The 16,638-nt window shown below is 72.4% G+C and carries 19 protein-coding genes; 13 read left to right on the forward strand and 6 right to left on the reverse strand.

From position 1 onward, the window contains the following. Window positions 1–3 precede the first annotated feature (3 nt). Window positions 4–576: a MarR family winged helix-turn-helix transcriptional regulator gene (locus tag ACWGR4_RS33935; RefSeq protein ID WP_452131826.1), complete on the forward strand. Its 573-nt coding sequence runs from the start codon at window positions 4–6 to the stop codon at window positions 574–576. On the opposite strand, the gene ACWGR4_RS33940 is transcribed toward ACWGR4_RS33935, so the two are convergent. Further along, on the reverse strand, window positions 545–1,435 hold the full coding sequence (locus ACWGR4_RS33940) for a SecDF P1 head subdomain-containing protein (protein WP_452131827.1): 891 nt from the start codon (window positions 1,433–1,435) through the stop codon (window positions 545–547). The two genes, ACWGR4_RS33935 and ACWGR4_RS33940, sit on opposite strands and share 32 nt — an antisense overlap. 210 nt (window positions 1,436–1,645) lie before the next feature. Between ACWGR4_RS33940 and ACWGR4_RS33945 the strand changes: the two genes are divergently transcribed. Both ACWGR4_RS33945 and ACWGR4_RS33950 read left to right on the forward strand, forming a co-directional pair. Then, window positions 1,646–2,077, forward strand: a complete 432-nt coding sequence (locus ACWGR4_RS33945; protein WP_452131828.1) for a hypothetical protein — start codon at window positions 1,646–1,648, stop codon at window positions 2,075–2,077. Window positions 2,078–2,141: 64 nt separating this feature from the next. Beyond that, entirely contained in the window at window positions 2,142–2,576 is a 435-nt protein-coding gene (locus ACWGR4_RS33950) for an ankyrin repeat domain-containing protein (protein ID WP_452131829.1), read from the forward strand. Window positions 2,577–2,594: 18 nt separating this feature from the next. Here ACWGR4_RS33950 and ACWGR4_RS33955 read toward each other — a convergent pair whose 3' ends face one another. Continuing rightward, window positions 2,595–3,503, reverse strand: a complete 909-nt coding sequence (locus tag ACWGR4_RS33955) for a Gfo/Idh/MocA family protein (RefSeq protein ID WP_452131830.1) — start codon at window positions 3,501–3,503, stop codon at window positions 2,595–2,597. A 43-nt stretch (window positions 3,504–3,546) separates the two neighbouring features. After that, window positions 3,547–3,693 (reverse strand): hypothetical protein, encoded by a 147-nt coding sequence (locus ACWGR4_RS33960; RefSeq protein ID WP_452131831.1) that lies wholly within the window; start codon window positions 3,691–3,693, stop codon window positions 3,547–3,549. Window positions 3,694–4,121: 428 nt separating this feature from the next. Between ACWGR4_RS33960 and ACWGR4_RS33965 the strand changes: the two genes are divergently transcribed. The 10 genes from ACWGR4_RS33965 (at window position 4,122) to ACWGR4_RS34010 (ending at window position 13,270) form a co-directional block, all read left to right on the forward strand. Further along, the gene (locus ACWGR4_RS33965) at window positions 4,122–5,141 is read left to right on the forward strand and encodes an ACP S-malonyltransferase (protein ID WP_452131832.1); all 1,020 of its coding nucleotides are present in this window, start codon (window positions 4,122–4,124) and stop codon (window positions 5,139–5,141) included. A 43-nt stretch (window positions 5,142–5,184) separates the two neighbouring features. Next, window positions 5,185–6,951: a SpoIIE family protein phosphatase gene (locus ACWGR4_RS33970; protein ID WP_452131833.1), complete on the forward strand. Its 1,767-nt coding sequence runs from the start codon at window positions 5,185–5,187 to the stop codon at window positions 6,949–6,951. Window positions 6,952–7,112: 161 nt separating this feature from the next. Continuing rightward, window positions 7,113–7,583, forward strand: coding sequence for a hypothetical protein (locus ACWGR4_RS33975; protein ID WP_452131834.1), 471 nt, complete (start codon window positions 7,113–7,115; stop codon window positions 7,581–7,583). 3 nt (window positions 7,584–7,586) lie between these two features. Continuing rightward, the gene (locus ACWGR4_RS33980) at window positions 7,587–8,324 is read left to right on the forward strand and encodes a class F sortase (protein ID WP_452134291.1); all 738 of its coding nucleotides are present in this window, start codon (window positions 7,587–7,589) and stop codon (window positions 8,322–8,324) included. Between the two features lie 202 nt (window positions 8,325–8,526). Beyond that, window positions 8,527–8,688 carry a hypothetical protein gene (locus ACWGR4_RS33985; RefSeq protein ID WP_380003951.1) on the forward strand — a complete coding sequence of 54 codons (162 nt, stop codon included), beginning with the start codon at window positions 8,527–8,529 and terminating at the stop codon, window positions 8,686–8,688. 308 nt (window positions 8,689–8,996) lie between these two features. After that, window positions 8,997–9,515 (forward strand): MauE/DoxX family redox-associated membrane protein, encoded by a 519-nt coding sequence (locus tag ACWGR4_RS33990; RefSeq protein ID WP_452132294.1) that lies wholly within the window; start codon window positions 8,997–8,999, stop codon window positions 9,513–9,515. Further along, window positions 9,515–10,039 (forward strand): peroxiredoxin family protein, encoded by a 525-nt coding sequence (locus ACWGR4_RS33995; protein WP_452132295.1) that lies wholly within the window; start codon window positions 9,515–9,517, stop codon window positions 10,037–10,039. Before ACWGR4_RS33990 ends, ACWGR4_RS33995 begins: the two co-directional genes overlap by 1 nt. After that, window positions 10,036–11,856: an ABC transporter ATP-binding protein gene (locus ACWGR4_RS34000; protein ID WP_452132296.1), complete on the forward strand. Its 1,821-nt coding sequence runs from the start codon at window positions 10,036–10,038 to the stop codon at window positions 11,854–11,856. The genes ACWGR4_RS33995 and ACWGR4_RS34000 overlap by 4 nt, the downstream gene beginning before the upstream one ends. Further along, window positions 11,853–12,524 carry a S26 family signal peptidase gene (locus ACWGR4_RS34005; RefSeq protein ID WP_452132297.1) on the forward strand — a complete coding sequence of 224 codons (672 nt, stop codon included), beginning with the start codon at window positions 11,853–11,855 and terminating at the stop codon, window positions 12,522–12,524. Before ACWGR4_RS34000 ends, ACWGR4_RS34005 begins: the two co-directional genes overlap by 4 nt. A gap of 158 nt (window positions 12,525–12,682) precedes the next feature. Beyond that, entirely contained in the window at window positions 12,683–13,270 is a 588-nt protein-coding gene (locus ACWGR4_RS34010; protein ID WP_380003956.1) for a septum formation family protein, read from the forward strand. Between the two features lie 229 nt (window positions 13,271–13,499). On the opposite strand, the gene ACWGR4_RS34015 is transcribed toward ACWGR4_RS34010, so the two are convergent. The 3 genes from ACWGR4_RS34015 to ACWGR4_RS34025 all read right to left on the reverse strand — a co-directional run bounded on the left by ACWGR4_RS34015 (window position 13,500) and on the right by ACWGR4_RS34025 (window position 16,493). After that, entirely contained in the window at window positions 13,500–14,468 is a 969-nt protein-coding gene (locus ACWGR4_RS34015; protein WP_452132298.1) for an ABC transporter substrate-binding protein, read from the reverse strand. Window positions 14,469–14,550: 82 nt separating this feature from the next. Beyond that, a complete protein-coding gene (locus ACWGR4_RS34020) occupies window positions 14,551–15,723 on the reverse strand; it encodes an ABC transporter permease (RefSeq protein ID WP_452132299.1) in 1,173 nt (390 codons plus the stop codon). Then, window positions 15,720–16,493: an ATP-binding cassette domain-containing protein gene (locus tag ACWGR4_RS34025; RefSeq protein WP_380041299.1), complete on the reverse strand. Its 774-nt coding sequence runs from the start codon at window positions 16,491–16,493 to the stop codon at window positions 15,720–15,722. Before ACWGR4_RS34025 ends, ACWGR4_RS34020 begins: the two co-directional genes overlap by 4 nt. Window positions 16,494–16,638 lie beyond the last annotated feature (145 nt).

A 16,638-nucleotide genomic window follows, 5' to 3' on the forward strand; every position in this document is an offset into this window, starting at 1 on the left:
GCCATGACCCCGCCACCCCCGACGCCGCCCGTCGGATCGACCCCCGGCCCGGAACTGCTCGGGACCAGGCTGCGGCACCTGCTCGACGTCCTCGACGCGGGTGTCGGCGCGGCCTACGCCGACCTCGGCCTGGCCGGATTCCGCCCGCGCTACACGCCCGTCGTCCGGGTCCTGACCGCGCACGGGCCCGCCTCGATCCGCGACCTGGCCGCCGCAATCGGCGTCACCCACTCGGCCGCGAGCCAGACCGTGGCGCACATGGCCAAGGCCGGTCTGGTCACCCTCTCCCCCGGCGCCGACGCCCGCCAACGCATCGTCACCGCCACCCCCGAGGCCGAACGCCTGCTGCCCGTCCTGGACGCCGAATGGACCGCCACCACCGCCGCGGCCCGCGCTCTGGAGGCGGAACTCCCTTACCCCCTCAGCCGGTTGATCGACGAGGCACTGACCGCCCTGGACCGCCACCCGATGCGGGACCGGATCGCCGACGCCATGGCCGCGCGCGAGGAGCAGCCACGTCCACTCGCCCGGGAAACCGGACCCCTCAGCGCCCCGGCTCGAACGACTCGACCCTGAACCCCGCCGGCAACATGCCCGAGCCGATGGTCCCGGCCAGTTGCCGGGCATCCGCCTCGGTGTAGGTGCCGGAGATCACCGCGGCCCCCGGGATCGCGGATCGCACCGTCGGCGCGACCAGCACCCGACCGTCCCACACGATCGCGACCCGATTGGCGGGCACGTCGCGCCCGGCCGCATCGGCGGTGAGCGTGGTGAAGGCGGCCTGGCCCTTCTGCGTCCAGTCGAGCTGTATCTCCCAACCGCCCGAGCCCTGGAGCGACGCCTTGGCCTCCGCCTTCGCCACATCGGTCCCGGTGATCACGGCGGGCGCCAACGTGAACTTCTCCGTCGCCTTGTCGTCGCACGCCACGAGCGGCGCGGCGGGATCGTCCACGCGCGGCACCGCCGGATCGCCGCACTCCGGCCCGCCCGAGGGCGCCGCCGTACCGCCCGGCCCGCCGCTCGCGGTCGGGTACGGCGTCACGTCCGTCACGGCGCGCACGCTCAACTGTCCGGTGTGCACGATCGCCGCGAGTCGCTGCCGGGTGTCGTCCCCGGACGGCTTCACCACGACCCGCACCACCAGCGCACCGTCCCGCACGGTCACCGACTTCACCGGCAGCCGCCCCGCGCTCGCCCGTTTGCGGACGGTCTCCGCCGACGCGGCCAATTGCCGCTCGTCCAGGGCACGTTCCGGAACCAGCCGGGCCTCGGCAAAGTCCCGGCCGGATGCCTCGTCCACCGGCTTGGTGTGGTCGCCGTCCTTGAACTTCACCGGGTCGTCCGACGAGCACCCGGCCACCCCCAGCACGGCGGCGACGGCGACGGTGGCGACGAGGGACCGGGCAGCACGGCGATTACGCGTTGGCTGAGTCACCCACCACACCATGCCGGCTCGCCGAGCCGGTCGGAAACGCCCCCGCCGGCCACGGACCCGCGCCCGGGAGACCCCGCGGCCGGCCGATCCAGGGATGATCCCGACCGAAAAGGGCACCTGTCCCGGATGTGATGCCCGCCGGTCCGCCCGGTCCGCCCGGTCCGCCCGGGGCGGACGGGTGCGGCCGAGTCGACGTGCGAGGAGACAACCGTGCTGGACAACCGCAACCTCCGTGAGCTGATCCGCCGGTGGCGGGCCACCCCGCAGAGCACCGTCGCGCTCTTCGCCGAGGCCGACGCCGCGATCCGGGCGACCCTCGCGACCAAGGAGCGGGTGTTGTACCCGGCGGTCCGCAACGCCGACGAGCAACGCGCCGGGTACATCGACGCCGCGATCGCGCAGGGTCGCCGGATCGAGGCGTTCCTCGACTCGGCCGCGCGAATCGGCCCGGAGGGCCCGGGTTTCCACGACGAGGCGCAGGACGCGGCGTCCGCGATGGACGGCCTCCTCCTGCACGAACAACGCGACCTGCGCCCCGCCCTGGACCACCTCTCCGAGCACGAGCAGAACCGCCTCGATCGCGACTACGAGGTCGCGTGGGTGGAAGAGAGCACCAGGGCCGCCGCCCGACACCGCGCCTAGCACCGACCCCGGCGACCCGGAAATGGTCGCCCTCGGTAGTGGTTGCCCCGCTACCCTCGCCGGCGTGAACAATCGCGAGCGCAAACGACTGTCGACACTGCTGGTGGCCGCCGCCGGACTGGGCCGGCTCGCGGCAACCGCCGCCGCGTTGCGGGCGGGCGCCGATCCGGGACGGGCCGACCGGCACGGCACCACACCCCTGTACGCCGCCTCGGTGCACGGCGCCGCGGACGTGGTGGCGCTCCTGCTCCGGGCCGGCGCCGCGCCCGATACCGAGAGCGGACACGGCACCGAGGGCACCCCGTTGTGCGCGGCGGCCTGTTGGGGGCACACCGAGACCGTCCGCGAACTCCTCGCCCACGGCGCGGACCCCCGCCTGCGCGAGGACCACGGCACCGGACACACCCCGCTGCATTGGGCCGAGATCGGCTCCCACACGGACACGGCGGCCGTGTTGCGGGCGGCGATCGCCCGAGCGGATCACAGCGCGACGGGGTGATGGGCGAGGACGGCGGGCTCAGGCGTTGTGCTTCTCCACCTCGGTGACCACCAGTTCGCACATCTCGTGGGTGCGCAGCACATCGTCGAGGTCGGGGAAGACGCCGGTGCGGACCGCCTCCGTGAAGGACAGCACGAGCTGCTCGATGCCGCGTTGCCGGGCGATCGGCGTCCAGTCGCCGCGCCGCCGGGCCGTCGGCAGGCCGCGGTCGTGGTCGATGACGTCGGCCAGGTTGTACACCTCGCGCATCGTGTCCCGGCCGGAGACCTCCAGGATCTCCTCGTTCGATCCGCTGCGGAGGTTGAGCGTGCCGATCGCGCTGAACCCCGCGCCGGACAGGTGCAGGACGAAGTGTTGCGCCAGCCCGTCCACCACCCGCGCCCGCACGTCGACGTGCTCGATCGTGCCCGGCGCGAGAAAGCGCAGCGTGTCGACCACGTGGATCAGGTCGTCGAAGACGACCGTGCGCACCTCGCGCGCGGTGTCGACCCGGTTGCGCCGCACCACGATCAGATCGCGCGGCAAGTCCCGGCTCGCCGCGTAGGCCGGCACATGGCGACGGTTGAAGCCGACCATCAGGCCGACGCCGCGCTCGCGGGACAACTCCAGCAGGCGTGCGCTGTCGGCCAGGGTGTACGCCAGCGGCTTGTCGACGAACGTGGGCACGCCCGCCTCCAGCAACCGGGTCACCAGCGCCGGGTGCGCGGAGGTGGCGGCGTGGACGAAGGCCGCGTCCAGCCCCTCGGCGAGCAGCCCGTCGAGGTCGGCGTGGCAGTGCTCGGCGGGCACGCGGTACGCGGCGGCGATCCGGCGCAGCGTCTCGGGCGTACGGGTGTGCAGCCGCAGATCGAGGTCCGGCAGCGTCGACAGGACGGGCAGGTAGGCCTTTTCCGCGATGTCGCCCAAACCGATGACGCCGACCCTCATCCGAACCCCTAGCGTAAGTGCGCCGCCGGGCCGGATGCCCGGGTCATGGCGTGGTCAGCATAGGGGTGCCCTCGCCGCGCACGGCTCCCGGATCCACGCTCGCCGGCTCCGGCTCGCGTTCCGCGCGCAGGCCCGACGATTCGGCGGCGGCGACGAGGCCGGCGGCGAGTGCCCGGCTGGGGGTGTTCACGTTCGGCCCAACGATCCGGGTGCGCGTGGGCGACGGGCGGGCGGCGCTCTCCACCCGAATCGGCGACCGGCTCACGGTCGGGTCCACCCGGATGGCATACGGCCGAACGGCCGACGCCGGCCGCCCGAGGCCGGCTCGGGCCCGGTCGGCCGGCGTGTGTGCGGCCCGGCCCGGGGGTGGTCGCGGCGTGGGGCGCGGTTGCGGGCATGGGCCGGCTCGACTCTCCTGGAACCCTGGGCCGTCTTCCATTCCCGACCCGCCGCCCACGGCCCCGTCCCCACCCGCCCGACCCGGACCGCGCCCGACCCGCGCGCCCGGGCTTCCGCCATGAGCGGGGGCGATCCGCGAGCCGCGCGGCGCAGCCGTCGCCGCGAGTCCCGCGAGTCGTCTCCTGGTGCCAGAGACCACCGAGCCAAGGGAGAGTCTCCGTGAGCGTGCCACGTACCGCGATCGTCATGCCCGGTGTTGGCTCCTATGTGCCGGGCGCGTTGCGCCGGCTCCAGGATCGCCCCGCCGTCCGCGACACCCTGGACGAGGTCGACGACGCGGTGGGCGACCGGGCCACCCTGCCGGCGTCGCGCCTGCTCGTCGATCCGCACGCGCCGGACGCGCACGAGTTGATGGATCGGCACGAGCTGGCCCTGCATCTGGCCATCTACGCGGGGGCACTGGCCGCGTTCCGGTTGTTGGAGGGCGACTTCGGGGTGCATCCCGACGTGCTGCTCGGGCACAGCCTGGGCGAGATGGCGGCGCTGGCCGCGGCCGGGGTGTTCACCGCGGGCGACGGAGCGCGGTTGTACCTGGCGCGGGCCGCGGCGTGCACGCTGTACACCTGTGATCCGGGTGGGCTGCTCACCCTGCGGCTGGCCCCGGGGCACACCCTGGAGCTGCTGTGTTCGGCGCAGTTGCCGGGGCTCGATCTGGCCTGTGACAACTCGGCGAAGCACACGGTCGTCTCCGGGCCGGACGAGTCGTTGGCGACGTTCGCCGCGCTGGCCGAGCGGCGGGCGGTGGCCTCGAAGCCGCTGACCGTGCGCACCCTGTTCCACAACCGGTTGCGCGAGTCGGCGGCGACCGAGTGGCGTCGCCTCGGTACCGATGTCGAGTTCCACCCTCCGCGCTATCCGGTGTTGTCGCCGCTGCTGGGGCGCGACTACGCCGACGAGCGGGAGTTGCGCGACGGCGTGGTCGGACAGTTGCGGCACCCGGTGCGCTATCGCAACGCGGTGACCACGTTGCGGGAGCGGGGGATCGAGCTGTTCGTGGAGACCGGGGCCCGGGACGTGCTGGGGGCGTTCGCGCGGGCCGCCGATCCGCGGGTGCGTACCGCGGTGCCGGTGGCGGCCGGCGCCGATTTCGCCGCCGTCGCGGGCACGCTGCGCGCGTACGGGTTGTCGCCTCTCGACCCGGCCGCGCTCGCGGGTCCGTCGGGGGTGTCCGCGGGCTGAGCGCGGGTGACGGCGGCGGTGGCGGTGGCGAGGAGGGAGCGGCTTGCACAGGGATGTCGACCCGGCGGACGACGAGTTCGACGTGGGCGGACTGCTCGGCGCCGACTCGCGGTTGTCGGTGCGCGCCCGGCTGCGGCTGTTCCACCGGGTCCTGGCCGAGACCAAGGCGCCGATCGGCATCCTGGACCCGCGGTTGCGGCACGTGTACGTCAATCCGGCGATGTCCGCGATCGACGGTCGGCCCGCGAGCGAGCAGGTGGGGCGCTCCATCGCCGAGGGGTTTCCCGGCCTGGAGGTGCCCGAGGACCTGCTGCGCGCGGTACTGGCCGACGGGGTCGCGCGCGAGACCACGATCAGCGGCATCACCACGGTGCGCGGCCTGCCGCAAAAGCGCTGGTGGCATGCCGCGTATCACCGCCTCGACGACGAGGGCGGGGTGTTCGGCGTGGTCGGGATCCTGATGGAGACCACCCGGTCGCGGCGCACCCAACTGGCGCTGGATCAGGCGCACCGGCGGCTCGCGCTGCTCGATCGGGCCGCGCTGGAGATCGGCACCACCCTGGACACCGACACCACGTGCCGCGAACTGGCCGAGCTGCTGGTGCCGGTGCTCGCGGACGTGGTGGGTGTGGAACTTTTGGAGCCCGCCGACCCGGACCAGGACAGCGGTCGCTCGCGCCCGGCGCCGGACACCGTGCGGCTGCGCCGGGCCGCGTGGACGTCGATCCCTGAGCTGCGCCGGCTCGGCGCCGTACTGGGCCGGCCCGGCGAGCACATCGACTATCAGCCGGGCGCCGACGTGGCGCGCGTGGTGCGCACCGGCGCCACCGTGGTGGACAACCGGCCGCCCGACGACCGGTTGCGGACCACCGCGCCGGACGCGTCGCGGGTGGCGGTGTACCGCGAGGCGGGCCTGCACTCGGCGCTGATCGTGCCGTTGATCGCACGCGGCGAGATCATCGGCTCCCTCAGCCTGATCCGGGCCGGCTCCTCGCCGCCGTTCACCGAGGACGACGTGGAGATGGCCCGCGACCTCGCGTACCGGGCGGCGACGTGTGTGGACAACGCGCGGCGCTACTCGCGCGAGCACGGTGTCGCGCTGGCCCTGCAGCGCGCGTTGTTGTCCCGGCCCAAGGTGCCGCACCCGGACGTGGAACTGGCCACCCGGTATCTGCCCGCCGGGCGCAGCGCGGAGGTGGGCGGGGACTGGTTCGACGCGATCGCGCTGCCGCACGGGCGCACGCTGCTCGCGGTCGGCGACGTGATGGGGCACGGCGTGCAGGCGGCGGTGGACATGAGCCACTATCGGGCGCTGCTGCGGGTGTTGGCGGCCGGCGGCTTGGCGCCGGAGGAGATCCTGGCCCAGGCCGATCGGATGAGCCAGGAGGTGGAGTTGGATCGGGTGGCCACGTGTCTGCTGGTCCTGATCGACCCGCACGCGGGCATCTCCACGTTCGCCAACGCCGGACATCTGCCGCCGCTGTTGATCGCGCCGGACGGGGCGAGCCGGTTGTTGCGCCTGCCGACCGGTCCGCCGCTGGGCACCGGGTGCGGGGGTTATGCGTCGTACATCCGGCCGGACGTGGCCGGTGGGGTGCTGATCCTGTACACCGACGGCCTGGTGGAGCGTCGGGACGAGGACATCGACGCGTCGCTGGCCCGCCTGGCCTCGGTGCGGCTGGCGTCGGACGCGCCGTTGGAGTCGCTGGTGGACACGCTCCTGGACCGGCTGGTGGTGCCGCCCGTGGAGGACGACATCGCGGTGGTGGCGGCCCGGTTGTCGGAGGGCGGCTCGGTGCGGGAGCGGTAAACCCCCCGCCGGGCGCGTTCCACCCCCACGCTCCGCGTGGTCCACCGTTCGGCGGCGAGCGGTGGCGGGCGATTCGGCGGCTTTTTACGTTCCTTGTAGCGGAACTCCCCCTTGAGCCCGGTCTGTCGGGTTCGGGTTCCGGCTGCCCATTGGAGGACGAAATGCGCTGTGCCCGTCTCGCCGTCGTCGGCACGATCGTCGGTCTCACCGTATGCGGTTCCGCAGGCGCGGCATTCGCCGCCACGCCGATGCAGGCCGATTCCGGTCGCCCCGGCGACACCGTGTTGTTGTCGGACGACAAGCACTGCACCGCGAACACCGCGACCGCGACCTCGGAGGCGTTCACGTCCTCGGTCACTCTCACCCGTTCCGGCGACGAGGTCAAGGGTCAGGCGACCATCAAGGACGTGGCCACCGGCGACTACGAGGTCAAGGTGGTCTGCGGTGAGGGTCAGGAGCTGATCGGCAGCCTGCACGTGATGGGCGGCGCGCCGACCGCGCCGTCCACGGCCGGCTTCGGCGGCACCCAGGGCGCGGACCCGGCGCTGCTGGCGGTGGGTGGTCTGGTGCTCGCGGGCGCGGCCGGCACCGGCTTCGTCGCGCTGCGCCGTCGGGCCGCGAACCCCGCCTGACCGATGGCTCGTTCCGTACCCGAGGCACCCGAGGGCGCCGCGGATCGGCAGCACCGACGCAGTGGCCGTCGCCTGGTCTGGGCGGCGGCCACCGGCGCGCTGGCGATCTGCGGCTCCGGTCTGTTGTACGCCGGGTTCGACGCCGACCGGCCGCCGCCGCGCCCGCCCGCCGCGGCGGCCGTGCCGGTCCCCGGGCCGATCCCCGGGTCGGCTCCGGGGCCGGTGGGCGCGAGCGCGGGGCCGGTGGGCGGCGCCGAGGTGCCCGCGCCCGCGCCGGAGGCGGCGCCGATGCGCGCGTCGTTGCCGACCCGGATCCGGATCCCGGCGCTGGGCATCTCGGCGCCGCTGGCCCGGGTCGGTCTGGACAAGGACGGCGGCATCGACGTACCCGCGCAGGGCGAGCGCAACCTGGCCGGCTGGTACCAGGGCGGCGTCACGCCCGGGCAGAAGGGCACCGCGTCGATCGCCGGCCACGTGGACACCGCGGCCGGCCCGGCGGTCTTCTATCCGCTCGGCGCGCTCCCGCGCGGGTCCCGGATCGAGATCGATCGTGAGGACGGCAGCGTCGCGGCGTTCGAGGTGGACGGGGTCGAGGCGTTCGCCAAGGACGCGTTCCCCACCGCGCGGGTGTTCGGCGACGCGGCCCGGCCGGAATTGCGGCTGATCACCTGTGGTGGTGCGTACAGCAAGAAGAATCACTACTCCGGCAATGTCGTCGCTTTCGCCCACCTCGTCCCGTAAGAGCGTCGTATCCAGTCGTATCCATATGTCCGTGTGCGGGTAAACGAACCTGCCATTACCTGGCGGGAATTGGCCGACGGCCACACCGGGCGATGTCGATCATCGGCCGGCGCAATTTTGGGTCTTGCCAATAAAAAGGGGAACTGGAAATAATCCGATCACCCAATCCAAACGGCCCTACCCGGCCGGGAGAGGAGACGTCATGATGCGTCTCGCCGACCGCCTGCTCAACCGCATGACCCAAAAGGTCACCGTGGAAGCCGGTTGTTCGACCCGCTACTACTGCCAGAACGGGTACTACTACCTGCGCGTCTGCTGCCTCAACGAGGGCTGCCAGACCACGCTGATCGCCAAGGGATGCTGACGATCCACCGATGACCCCGTCGCGGGCGGGGCAGGCCCCCAACCCTCCCCGCCCGCGGCGACCCCACGAAATCGCTCTCCATCGCTCTCACGACAACAGCTTTCCCCGGCGCAATTACTTCGTCCCGCAATAACGTACAGCGGGATTACTGCCGTCAATTTCGGGACACCCGACCCACGAGGTCGACGTCCCGCGGATCTCTCGACCACCGCTTCCGGCACGGAAGGACGAACGAGCCCACCCGACTCGACGGCGGGCCGCGATGATTTCGCGCGCGCTGTTTCCGTGCGCCATAAAAGGGGGTGCCCATGGGGTACGTATATGTGGGCTGCGCGTGTCTGGTCGGCCTGGTATTCGTCGTCTCGGCGGTCTCGAAGTTCCGGGATTTCGCCGGCTTCGTCGCGTCGGTGCCGCGATTGGTGCCGATGCCGATCGGGCGGGCCCGGCCGATCGCGGTCCTCGTGGTGGCCGCCGAGACGGCGGTGCCGATCCTGGTCGCGGTCCCGCCCCTGGGCGCACTCGGGTTCACGGTCGCGGCGGTGCTGCTGCTCGCCTTCACCGTCGCGATCGCCGGCGCGCTGCGGCGCGGCCGGCGCTCCTCGTGCCGCTGCTTCGGCGCCTCCGACGCCCCGCTGGGCGCGCGTCACCTGGCCCGCAACGCGGTCCTGCTCGCCGCCGCCTGCGCCGGCGCCGCAGCCGCCATGCTGGGCGCCGCCGACTCCCCGCCGCTCGCCGGCGGCCTGATCGCGGGCGTGGCGGGCCTGGTCGGCGCACTCCTGATCATCACCCTCGACGACATCGTCGACCTGTTCGCGAGGACTGCCTGATGCCCTACCTGGTCGCCGCCGTGGTCCTGCTCGCCCTGATCACCGCGGCCAATCTGCTGCTCACCCTGGGCGTGATCCGGCGCCTGCGCGAACCCTCGCGTCCGGCGCACGGCGGCCACGCGCCTTCGGACCCACCCGAGCACGGGCTGCCGCTCGGCGCGCAGCCGGAGGTGTTCACCGCGACCACCACCGAGGGTGAGCAGGTCTCCGACTCCGATGTCTACGGCATGGTCGGGTTCTTCTCCGCGCAGTGCGAACCCTGCCACACCCTCGCGCCGCGGTTCGCCGAACAGGCCCGGGTCATGGGGCGGGAGCGGGTGATCGCGGTGATCGCGGGCGACGACCCGGAGTTGGCGGCGATCCTCGCCCCGGTGGCTCGGGTGATCCGGGAGGACTACGACGGCGCCGTGCAGGCGGCCTTCCACAACAGTTGGACACCCTCGGTGTACCTGCTCGGGCGGGATCGGCGCGTGGTGGCCAGTGGCGGGCGAATGGCGGACCTGTTCAGCGAAGCCCCCGCGTGAGCGGACGGATATCCACCCGCGAGGCGGCCGGCGCCGCGCGGGTGGGGCTGGCGCTGATCCTGCGTGCCGCGCCCGGTCAGGCGATCGGGTCGCTGGCGGTCACGATCGGCCTGGCGGGTCTGCCGATCGCCACCGCGTGGTCGACCAAGCTGGTGCTCGACCGGCTGGCCGACCCGCACGATTCGATCACCACGCCCGCGCTCGCGCTCGCGTTCATCGGGCTCGCCGCGACCGTACTGCCCGGCCTCGGCCGCTATCTGCACGCCCAAGTCGGCCGGGCCACCGGTGTGCTGGCCACCGATCGACTCTTCGGCGCGGCCGAACGCCAGGTGGGGCTGCGCCGGTTCGAGGACCCGGCGTTCCTGGACCGGCTGCGGCTGGCCAAGCAGGGCACCACCAACGTCGGCGGCCTCGTCGACGGCGCGGGCAGCACCCTGCAGGGCACGCTGACCCTGGTCGGCTTCATCGGCTCGTTGTTGATCCTCAGCCCCACCATGACCGCCCTGGTGCTGGTCGCGGCTGTGCCGGTGCTGATCGCCGAGCTGCGGTTGTCCCGCATGCGGGCCGCGATGGTGTGGGACAACGAGCAGGTGCACCGCCGGGAGTTCTTCTACGGCGGGCTGTTGACGGGTGTTCAGGCGGCCACCGAGATCCGGCTGTTCGGGATCGGGCCGATGCTGCGGGCCCGGATGATGGGCGAACGGCGGCGCGCCAACGAGGCCGAACGGCGCATGGATCTGCGCGAGTTCGTCACCCAGGCGGCGCTGGGCGCACTCGGCGCCGCGGTGGCCGGCGGCGGCCTGTGGTGGGCGGTGACGGCGGCCCACGACGGCAGGCTCACCGTCGGCGACGTGGTGATGTTCGTCGCCGCGCTGACCGGTATCCAAAACGCGCTGAACACCCTGGTCGCCTCGATCGCCGCCACCTACGGGCAACTGCTCGGCCTGACCCACTACGTCGCGGTGTCCCGGGCCGAACCCGACCTGGTCTCGGCGACCGCCGCACCGACGGTGGTACCCGCGCCCGGGACGGGCATCGAGTTCCACGACGTCTGGTTCCGCTACAGCGAGGACCACCCCTGGGTGCTGAACGGGGTCGACCTGAGCCTTTCGCACGGCCGCGCGGTGGCCCTGGTCGGGCTCAACGGCGCGGGCAAGAGCACGCTGGTCAAGCTGATGTGCCGGATGTACGACCCGACCCGGGGCCGAATCACCTGGGACGGCGTGGACCTGCGCGAGATCCCGCCCGCCGCGCTGCGCGAGCGGATCAGCGCGGTGTTCCAGGACCACATGAACTACGACATGAGCGCGGCGGAGAACATCGCGCTCGGCGACCCGGCGCACTCGGAGGACCGGGACCGGATCGTGGCCGCCGCGCAACGGGCGGGCATCCACGAGAAGTTGGCCGCCCTGCCGCGTGGCTACGACACGCTGCTGACCCGGATGTTCTTCAGCGAGGCGGACAAGGAGAACCCGGACACCGGTGTGGTGCTCTCCGGTGGTCAGTGGCAACGGCTGGCCCTGGCCCGGGCGTTCGTGCGCGTCGGGCGGGATCTGATGATCCTGGACGAGCCCAGTTCGGGGCTGGATCCGCAGGCCGAGCACGAGGTGCACACCCGGATGCGCGAGTACCGCGAGGGTCGCACCAGCCTGCTCATCTCGCACCGGCTCGGCGCGGTGCGCGACGCCGACGTGATCGTGGTGCTGGCGGCCGGCCGGATCGCCGAACAGGGCTCGCACGAGGAGTTGCTCGACCGCGAGGGGTACTACGCGAAACTCTTCCGGCTCCAGGCCGCGGGATATCAGGAGGCGAAGTGAGCGCACGGGTGCACGGACGTACGGTCGTGGCGGCCGGGACGGCGATCGGGGCGCTGGGCGGGGCGGCGCTGTTGTGGGTGCGGCGGCACTATCTGGTGGCCACGGTCGAGGGGCCCAGCATGGAGCCCACGCTCGCCCCGGGCGATCGGCTCCTGGTGCGTCGTGGTGTCCGGGTCCGGGCCGGTCAGGTGGTGGTCGTCCTGGTGCCCAATCCGGCGACGCTGCCCGGACTGCCGCCCGAGCTGCTGGAGTCGACCCCGGAGGAGCTGGCCGCGCTGCCGATGCGGCCGGAGTTGGCCCCGCGACCGGCCGGTCGGCTGATGATCAAGCGGGCGGTGGCGGTGGGCGGCGATCGGGTGCCCCGGGAGCGGTTCCCGGTACTGCGCGACGTGGCCGAGGAACGTGTGCCCGAGGGCGCGCTGGTCGTGCTGGGCGACAACACCGCCGCGAGTTGGGACTCGCGGGCGTACGGCTTCGTGCACCGCGATCAGGTCGTCGGCGTGGCGGTGCGCCGGATCGCGCCGCCGGGCGGCGCGGCACCTACCTCGCGCGAGGGGCTGGCGTGGACGGCGCCGGCGTACGAGGATGAAGGGGCACGGGAATCGGACACGATGGACGGCGCGTGGCGCGGGATCGAACCCCGTTGGTTCGACGCGTACCGCGACTGATTGCCGCGACTCGTTGCCGCGACTGGTCGCCGCGGCTGTGCCACCGTGCGCGGATACGCCGATTTCGGCGAATGTTCAAGCACCGTTTCCCTCAACCTTTCGACCGTGGATCGCGACAGGATCTTGGGCGTCCCGAAAAGCGAAAGGTTGTGTCCTTCATGCCCACCATCCACCGCCTGCGCACGATCGCGCCGGCCGTGGCCGGAGTCGTCGCCGCCACCGCCCTGCTGTCCGGCTGTCTCGGCAGTGACAAGAGCGACAAGAGCAGCAAGGCTCCCTCGTCCTCCGCGACCGCGTCCACGAACGCGAGCGCCACCGAAAAGGCCACCACGAGCCCGACCGGCAAGCCGACCGGCAAGGCGACGGGTCTGCCGAAGCCGACCGGCTCCGCGAGCGGCTCGGCCGACGTGATCGACGCGTTCACGTACAAGACCGGCCAGTGCATCAACCAGAACGGCACCAAGACCGACGACGTGCCGTGCAGCAAGTCGCACAACGGCCAGGTCGGCCGGGCCTTCGACCTGCCGTCCACGGTCACGCCGGAAACCCCCGGCTACGAGGACAAGGTCAGCGAACTGTGCGAGCAGTACGTCGGCCCGATCGTCGACCGGCAGCCCGCCTCGCCGAAGATCACGTTCTCGTTCACGTACCCGCTGGACATGGAGTCGTGGCGACACGGCAACCACCAGGCCGCGTGCATCATCGAGCGCGAGGACAAGTTGCCGCTCACCACGATCATCAAGTAGCACCGATTCCGGTGGTACCGGTCGAGGCATAGCGGCCCCGGCCCCTCGACTCCTCCGCACCCCGGCCGGATCCGGCACGTCGCGTACGCCCCTCGCGACACACACCGTCGCATCCGAGCGCACATCCTTGGTCGAGCCCCCGTGACTCCCCACGGGGGCTCGACCGCGTCGAGGGCCCTCGCGCGGCGGGTCCGGGGTGCGGGGGCTCGCGGGGGCGCGGGCCTCCGCTTCAGCAGGCGCCCTTGTACAGGTACTTGCTGACGTCGGGCTGGTCGACGTTCTCCTTGGTGACGGCGATCAGGTCGGTGGAAATGGCCTTGGGGACCGGCTTCTTGTCCAGGGCGGCCACGGCCTGCTCCACGCCCTGGGCGCCGATGTCGAAGGGCTTCTGCGCGATCAGACCCTGGATGGAGCCCTTGCGCAGCGCCTCGACCTGCTTGGGGGTGGCATCGAACGCGATCAGTTTGACCTGGCCGGCCCTGCCCGCCTGCTCGATGCCGGTGGCCGCGCCCTCGCCGCTGAAGACGTTGGCGGCGAAGACCCCGACCAGGTCGCGGTGCGAGGCGATGGTGGAGGTGACGATCGAGGCCGCCTTGGCCGGGTCGTCGTCGTTGTACTGCACGCCGAGATAGGTGATGCCCGGGTGCTTCCTGATCTCGGTCTCGAAGCCCTTCAGGCGGGCGTCGGTGGTGGAGATGCCGGGTTTGACGCTGATCGCGGCGACGGCGCCGCGCTCCTGGACCTGGGCGGCCAGGGTCTGTGCGGCGAGCATGCCGCCGCGTTCGTTGTCGGAGGAGATCGCGGTCTCCCGGATCGAGGCGTCGTCGAGCTTGGTGTCCACCTCGATCACCTTCGCGCCGCGCGACTTGAGCTGCTGCTCGGGTTGACGCATGGCCCGGGTGTCGGTCGGCGCGATCAGCACCGCGTCGGGGCTCTTGGCCGCGACCGCGTTGACCACCGGGGTCTGGAGCGAGGCGTCCCACTTGTCCGCGCCGGTCACGTCGAGCTTGACGCCCAGTTCCTTGGCCTTTTGCTGCGCGCCGCAGGCCATCGAGATGTAGAACTCGTCGCCCTTGACGCCCTGGACGAAGGTGATCTTGCGCCCGCCCCCGGAGCCGCCGTCGTCGTCGCTGCATCCGCTCAGGGCGGCGACCGCGGTCAGGGCGATGGTCACGGCGACATAGGTCGGTGTCTTCATCGGGCAGTGCCTCCTGGCGGTGGTGGGGCGATGCGGGGGTGGTGGCGAAGGGCGCATGGTGGCTCGGCAACCGCTGTGTGGTTCAACGGCGTTGGCGACCGCGGCGGCGCAACTGGTCGGCGTACACGGCGGCGATCAGGACGGCGCCGACCGCGACGCTCTGCCAGAACGGCTGCACGCCGAGGATGACGAAGCCGTTCTGCAGGATCGCGGGGATGAACACGCCGATCAGCGTGCCGACGACGGTGCCGATGCCGCCGAACAGGCTGGTACCGCCCAGCACCACGGCCGCGATGGCGCCCAGTGAGTCGTTGGCGTGGCCGCCGATCGTGGTGGTGGTGAAGCGGGCGAGGGACAACACGCCGGCGAGCCCGGCCAGGGTGCCCGACAGGGCGTACACCGCGATCATGTGCCGGTCGACCGGGATGCCGGCCCGGCGCGCCGCCTCGGCATTGGAGCCGACCGCGTAGGTACGGCGGCCGAATCGGGTGGTGCCGAGCACGAGCGCGCCGACCGCGGTGACGAGGAGGGCGATCACCACCAACCAGGGCACGCCCAGGACCCGGCCGTTGCCGATGGTGTCGGTGAACCGGGTGGGCACGCCCCGGACGTCCTGCCCCTCCGTCATCACCTGGGCCAGGCCGAGCGCCATGCCGAGGCTGCCGAGGGTGACGATCAGCGCCGGTACCCGGGCCTTGGCGACCAGGAATCCGTTGAACGCGCCCCACGCGGCACCGGCGGCGAGGCCGGCGAGTACGCCGAGCAGGATCGCGCCCCAGCCCGCGTCCGGGCCGGAGACGGCGGTCATCGTCTTGGCCGCCGCGACACCCGCGAACACCAGGACCGAGCCGACCGAGAGGTCGATGCCGGCCATGATGATCACGAAGGTCATGCCGACGCCGATGATCAGCAGCACGGCGGCGTCCGTGGCCACGTTGCGCAGGTTGAACGTGGTCGGGAACTGCGACGGGCGCATGATCGAGAAGGCGGCCACCAGGACCATCAGGACCAGGAAGGTCCACCAGGTGTTGGTACGGGCGAGGCGGGGCCACAGGACCGTGCGGGCGAAGGCGACCGCGGGGTGTGCACGGGGCGTCGAGGCGGGGTCGATGTCCGGCGGTTCGGGGGGATCGGCGCGACGGCCGTCGGACCGCTTCGCGGGCCGGGCGTCCGGGTTGTCGGCCGCGTCGTCTTGCGGCGGGTGGTCGGGGCGGTCTTGGGAGTTCGGTGTGGTGGCCGTGTCGTCGCGGTTCATGCCGGCGCGCCTTCCGTGTCGAGTGTGTCGAGCGCGCCGGTCATCGCGCCGACCAGTTCCTCCACCGTGGTCTCCGCCGCGGGCAGACTCGCCACCCGGCGGCCGAGGCGCAACACCTCGACACGGTCCGCGACCGACAACACCTCGGGCATGTTGTGGCTGATCAGCACGACCGCGATGCCGTTGTCGCGGACCCGGCGGATCACATCGAGCACCCGGCCGCGCTGGAGTACGCCGAGCGCCGCGGTGGGCTCGTCCATGAAGATCACTTTGTCCGCCCAGGCGACCGCGCGGGCGATGGCCACGCTCTGCCGCTGGCCGCCGGACAACGTCCCGATCGGCGCGTCCACGTCCTGGAGTTCGACGCCGAGTCGGGCGAACGCCTCGATCGCCCGCGCCCGCATCGTGGCCTTGTCCAGCACGCCGAGGCGGCCGGCCAGACCGCGGCGCAGCAGTTCGCGGCCGAGGAAGAGATTGGCCGGGCCGTCCAGATCCGGGGCCAGGGCGAGGTCCTGGTACACCGTCTCGATGCCCAACCCCTGGGCATCGGTGGGGCGTTCCATGTGCACCTCGCGGCCCTCGAAGAGGATCCGGCCCGCGTCGGGGCGTTCGGTGCCGGCCAGGGTCTTGGTCAGGGTGCTCTTGCCCGCACCGTTGTCGCCGATCAACGCGACCACCTCGGCCGGGAAGACCGTGAAGTCGGCGCCGCGCAGGGCCTGCACCTGGCCGTATCGCTTGACCAGGCCGCGACCTTCGATCAGGGGTTGCACGTGCCCAACTCCTTCGGATTGTCGGGTCGTTCCCCGCGAGCCGGGCTCGGCCGGACCCGGCGGGCGCCACGCGTTCGCACGTGTGTCGGGACGGGGACGAGGGGATCCGCGCCGCCTGCCGCTGACAACGGTGTCAGTACAGTGC

The organism is Embleya sp. NPDC055664, assembly GCF_053618075.1.

Bases quoted from the DNA above. Each gene is read 5' to 3' on its own strand.
- ACWGR4_RS34015 (WP_452132298.1), bottom strand. From the start codon at position 14,468: ATGAAGACACCGACCTATGTCGCCGTGACCATCGCCCTGACCGCGGTC.
- ACWGR4_RS33995 (WP_452132295.1), top strand. From the start codon at position 9,515: ATGCCCTACCTGGTCGCCGCCGTGGTCCTGCTCGCCCTGATCACCGCG.
- ACWGR4_RS34010 (WP_380003956.1), top strand. From the start codon at position 12,683: ATGCCCACCATCCACCGCCTGCGCACGATCGCGCCGGCCGTGGCCGGA.
- ACWGR4_RS34020 (WP_452132299.1), bottom strand. From the start codon at position 15,723: ATGAACCGCGACGACACGGCCACCACACCGAACTCCCAAGACCGCCCC.
- ACWGR4_RS33955 (WP_452131830.1), bottom strand. From the start codon at position 3,503: ATGAGGGTCGGCGTCATCGGTTTGGGCGACATCGCGGAAAAGGCCTAC.
- ACWGR4_RS33980 (WP_452134291.1), top strand. From the start codon at position 7,587: ATGGCTCGTTCCGTACCCGAGGCACCCGAGGGCGCCGCGGATCGGCAG.
- ACWGR4_RS33975 (WP_452131834.1), top strand. From the start codon at position 7,113: ATGCGCTGTGCCCGTCTCGCCGTCGTCGGCACGATCGTCGGTCTCACC.
- ACWGR4_RS33985 (WP_380003951.1), top strand. From the start codon at position 8,527: ATGATGCGTCTCGCCGACCGCCTGCTCAACCGCATGACCCAAAAGGTC.
- ACWGR4_RS33935 (WP_452131826.1), top strand. From the start codon at position 4: ATGACCCCGCCACCCCCGACGCCGCCCGTCGGATCGACCCCCGGCCCG.
- ACWGR4_RS33990 (WP_452132294.1), top strand. From the start codon at position 8,997: ATGGGGTACGTATATGTGGGCTGCGCGTGTCTGGTCGGCCTGGTATTC.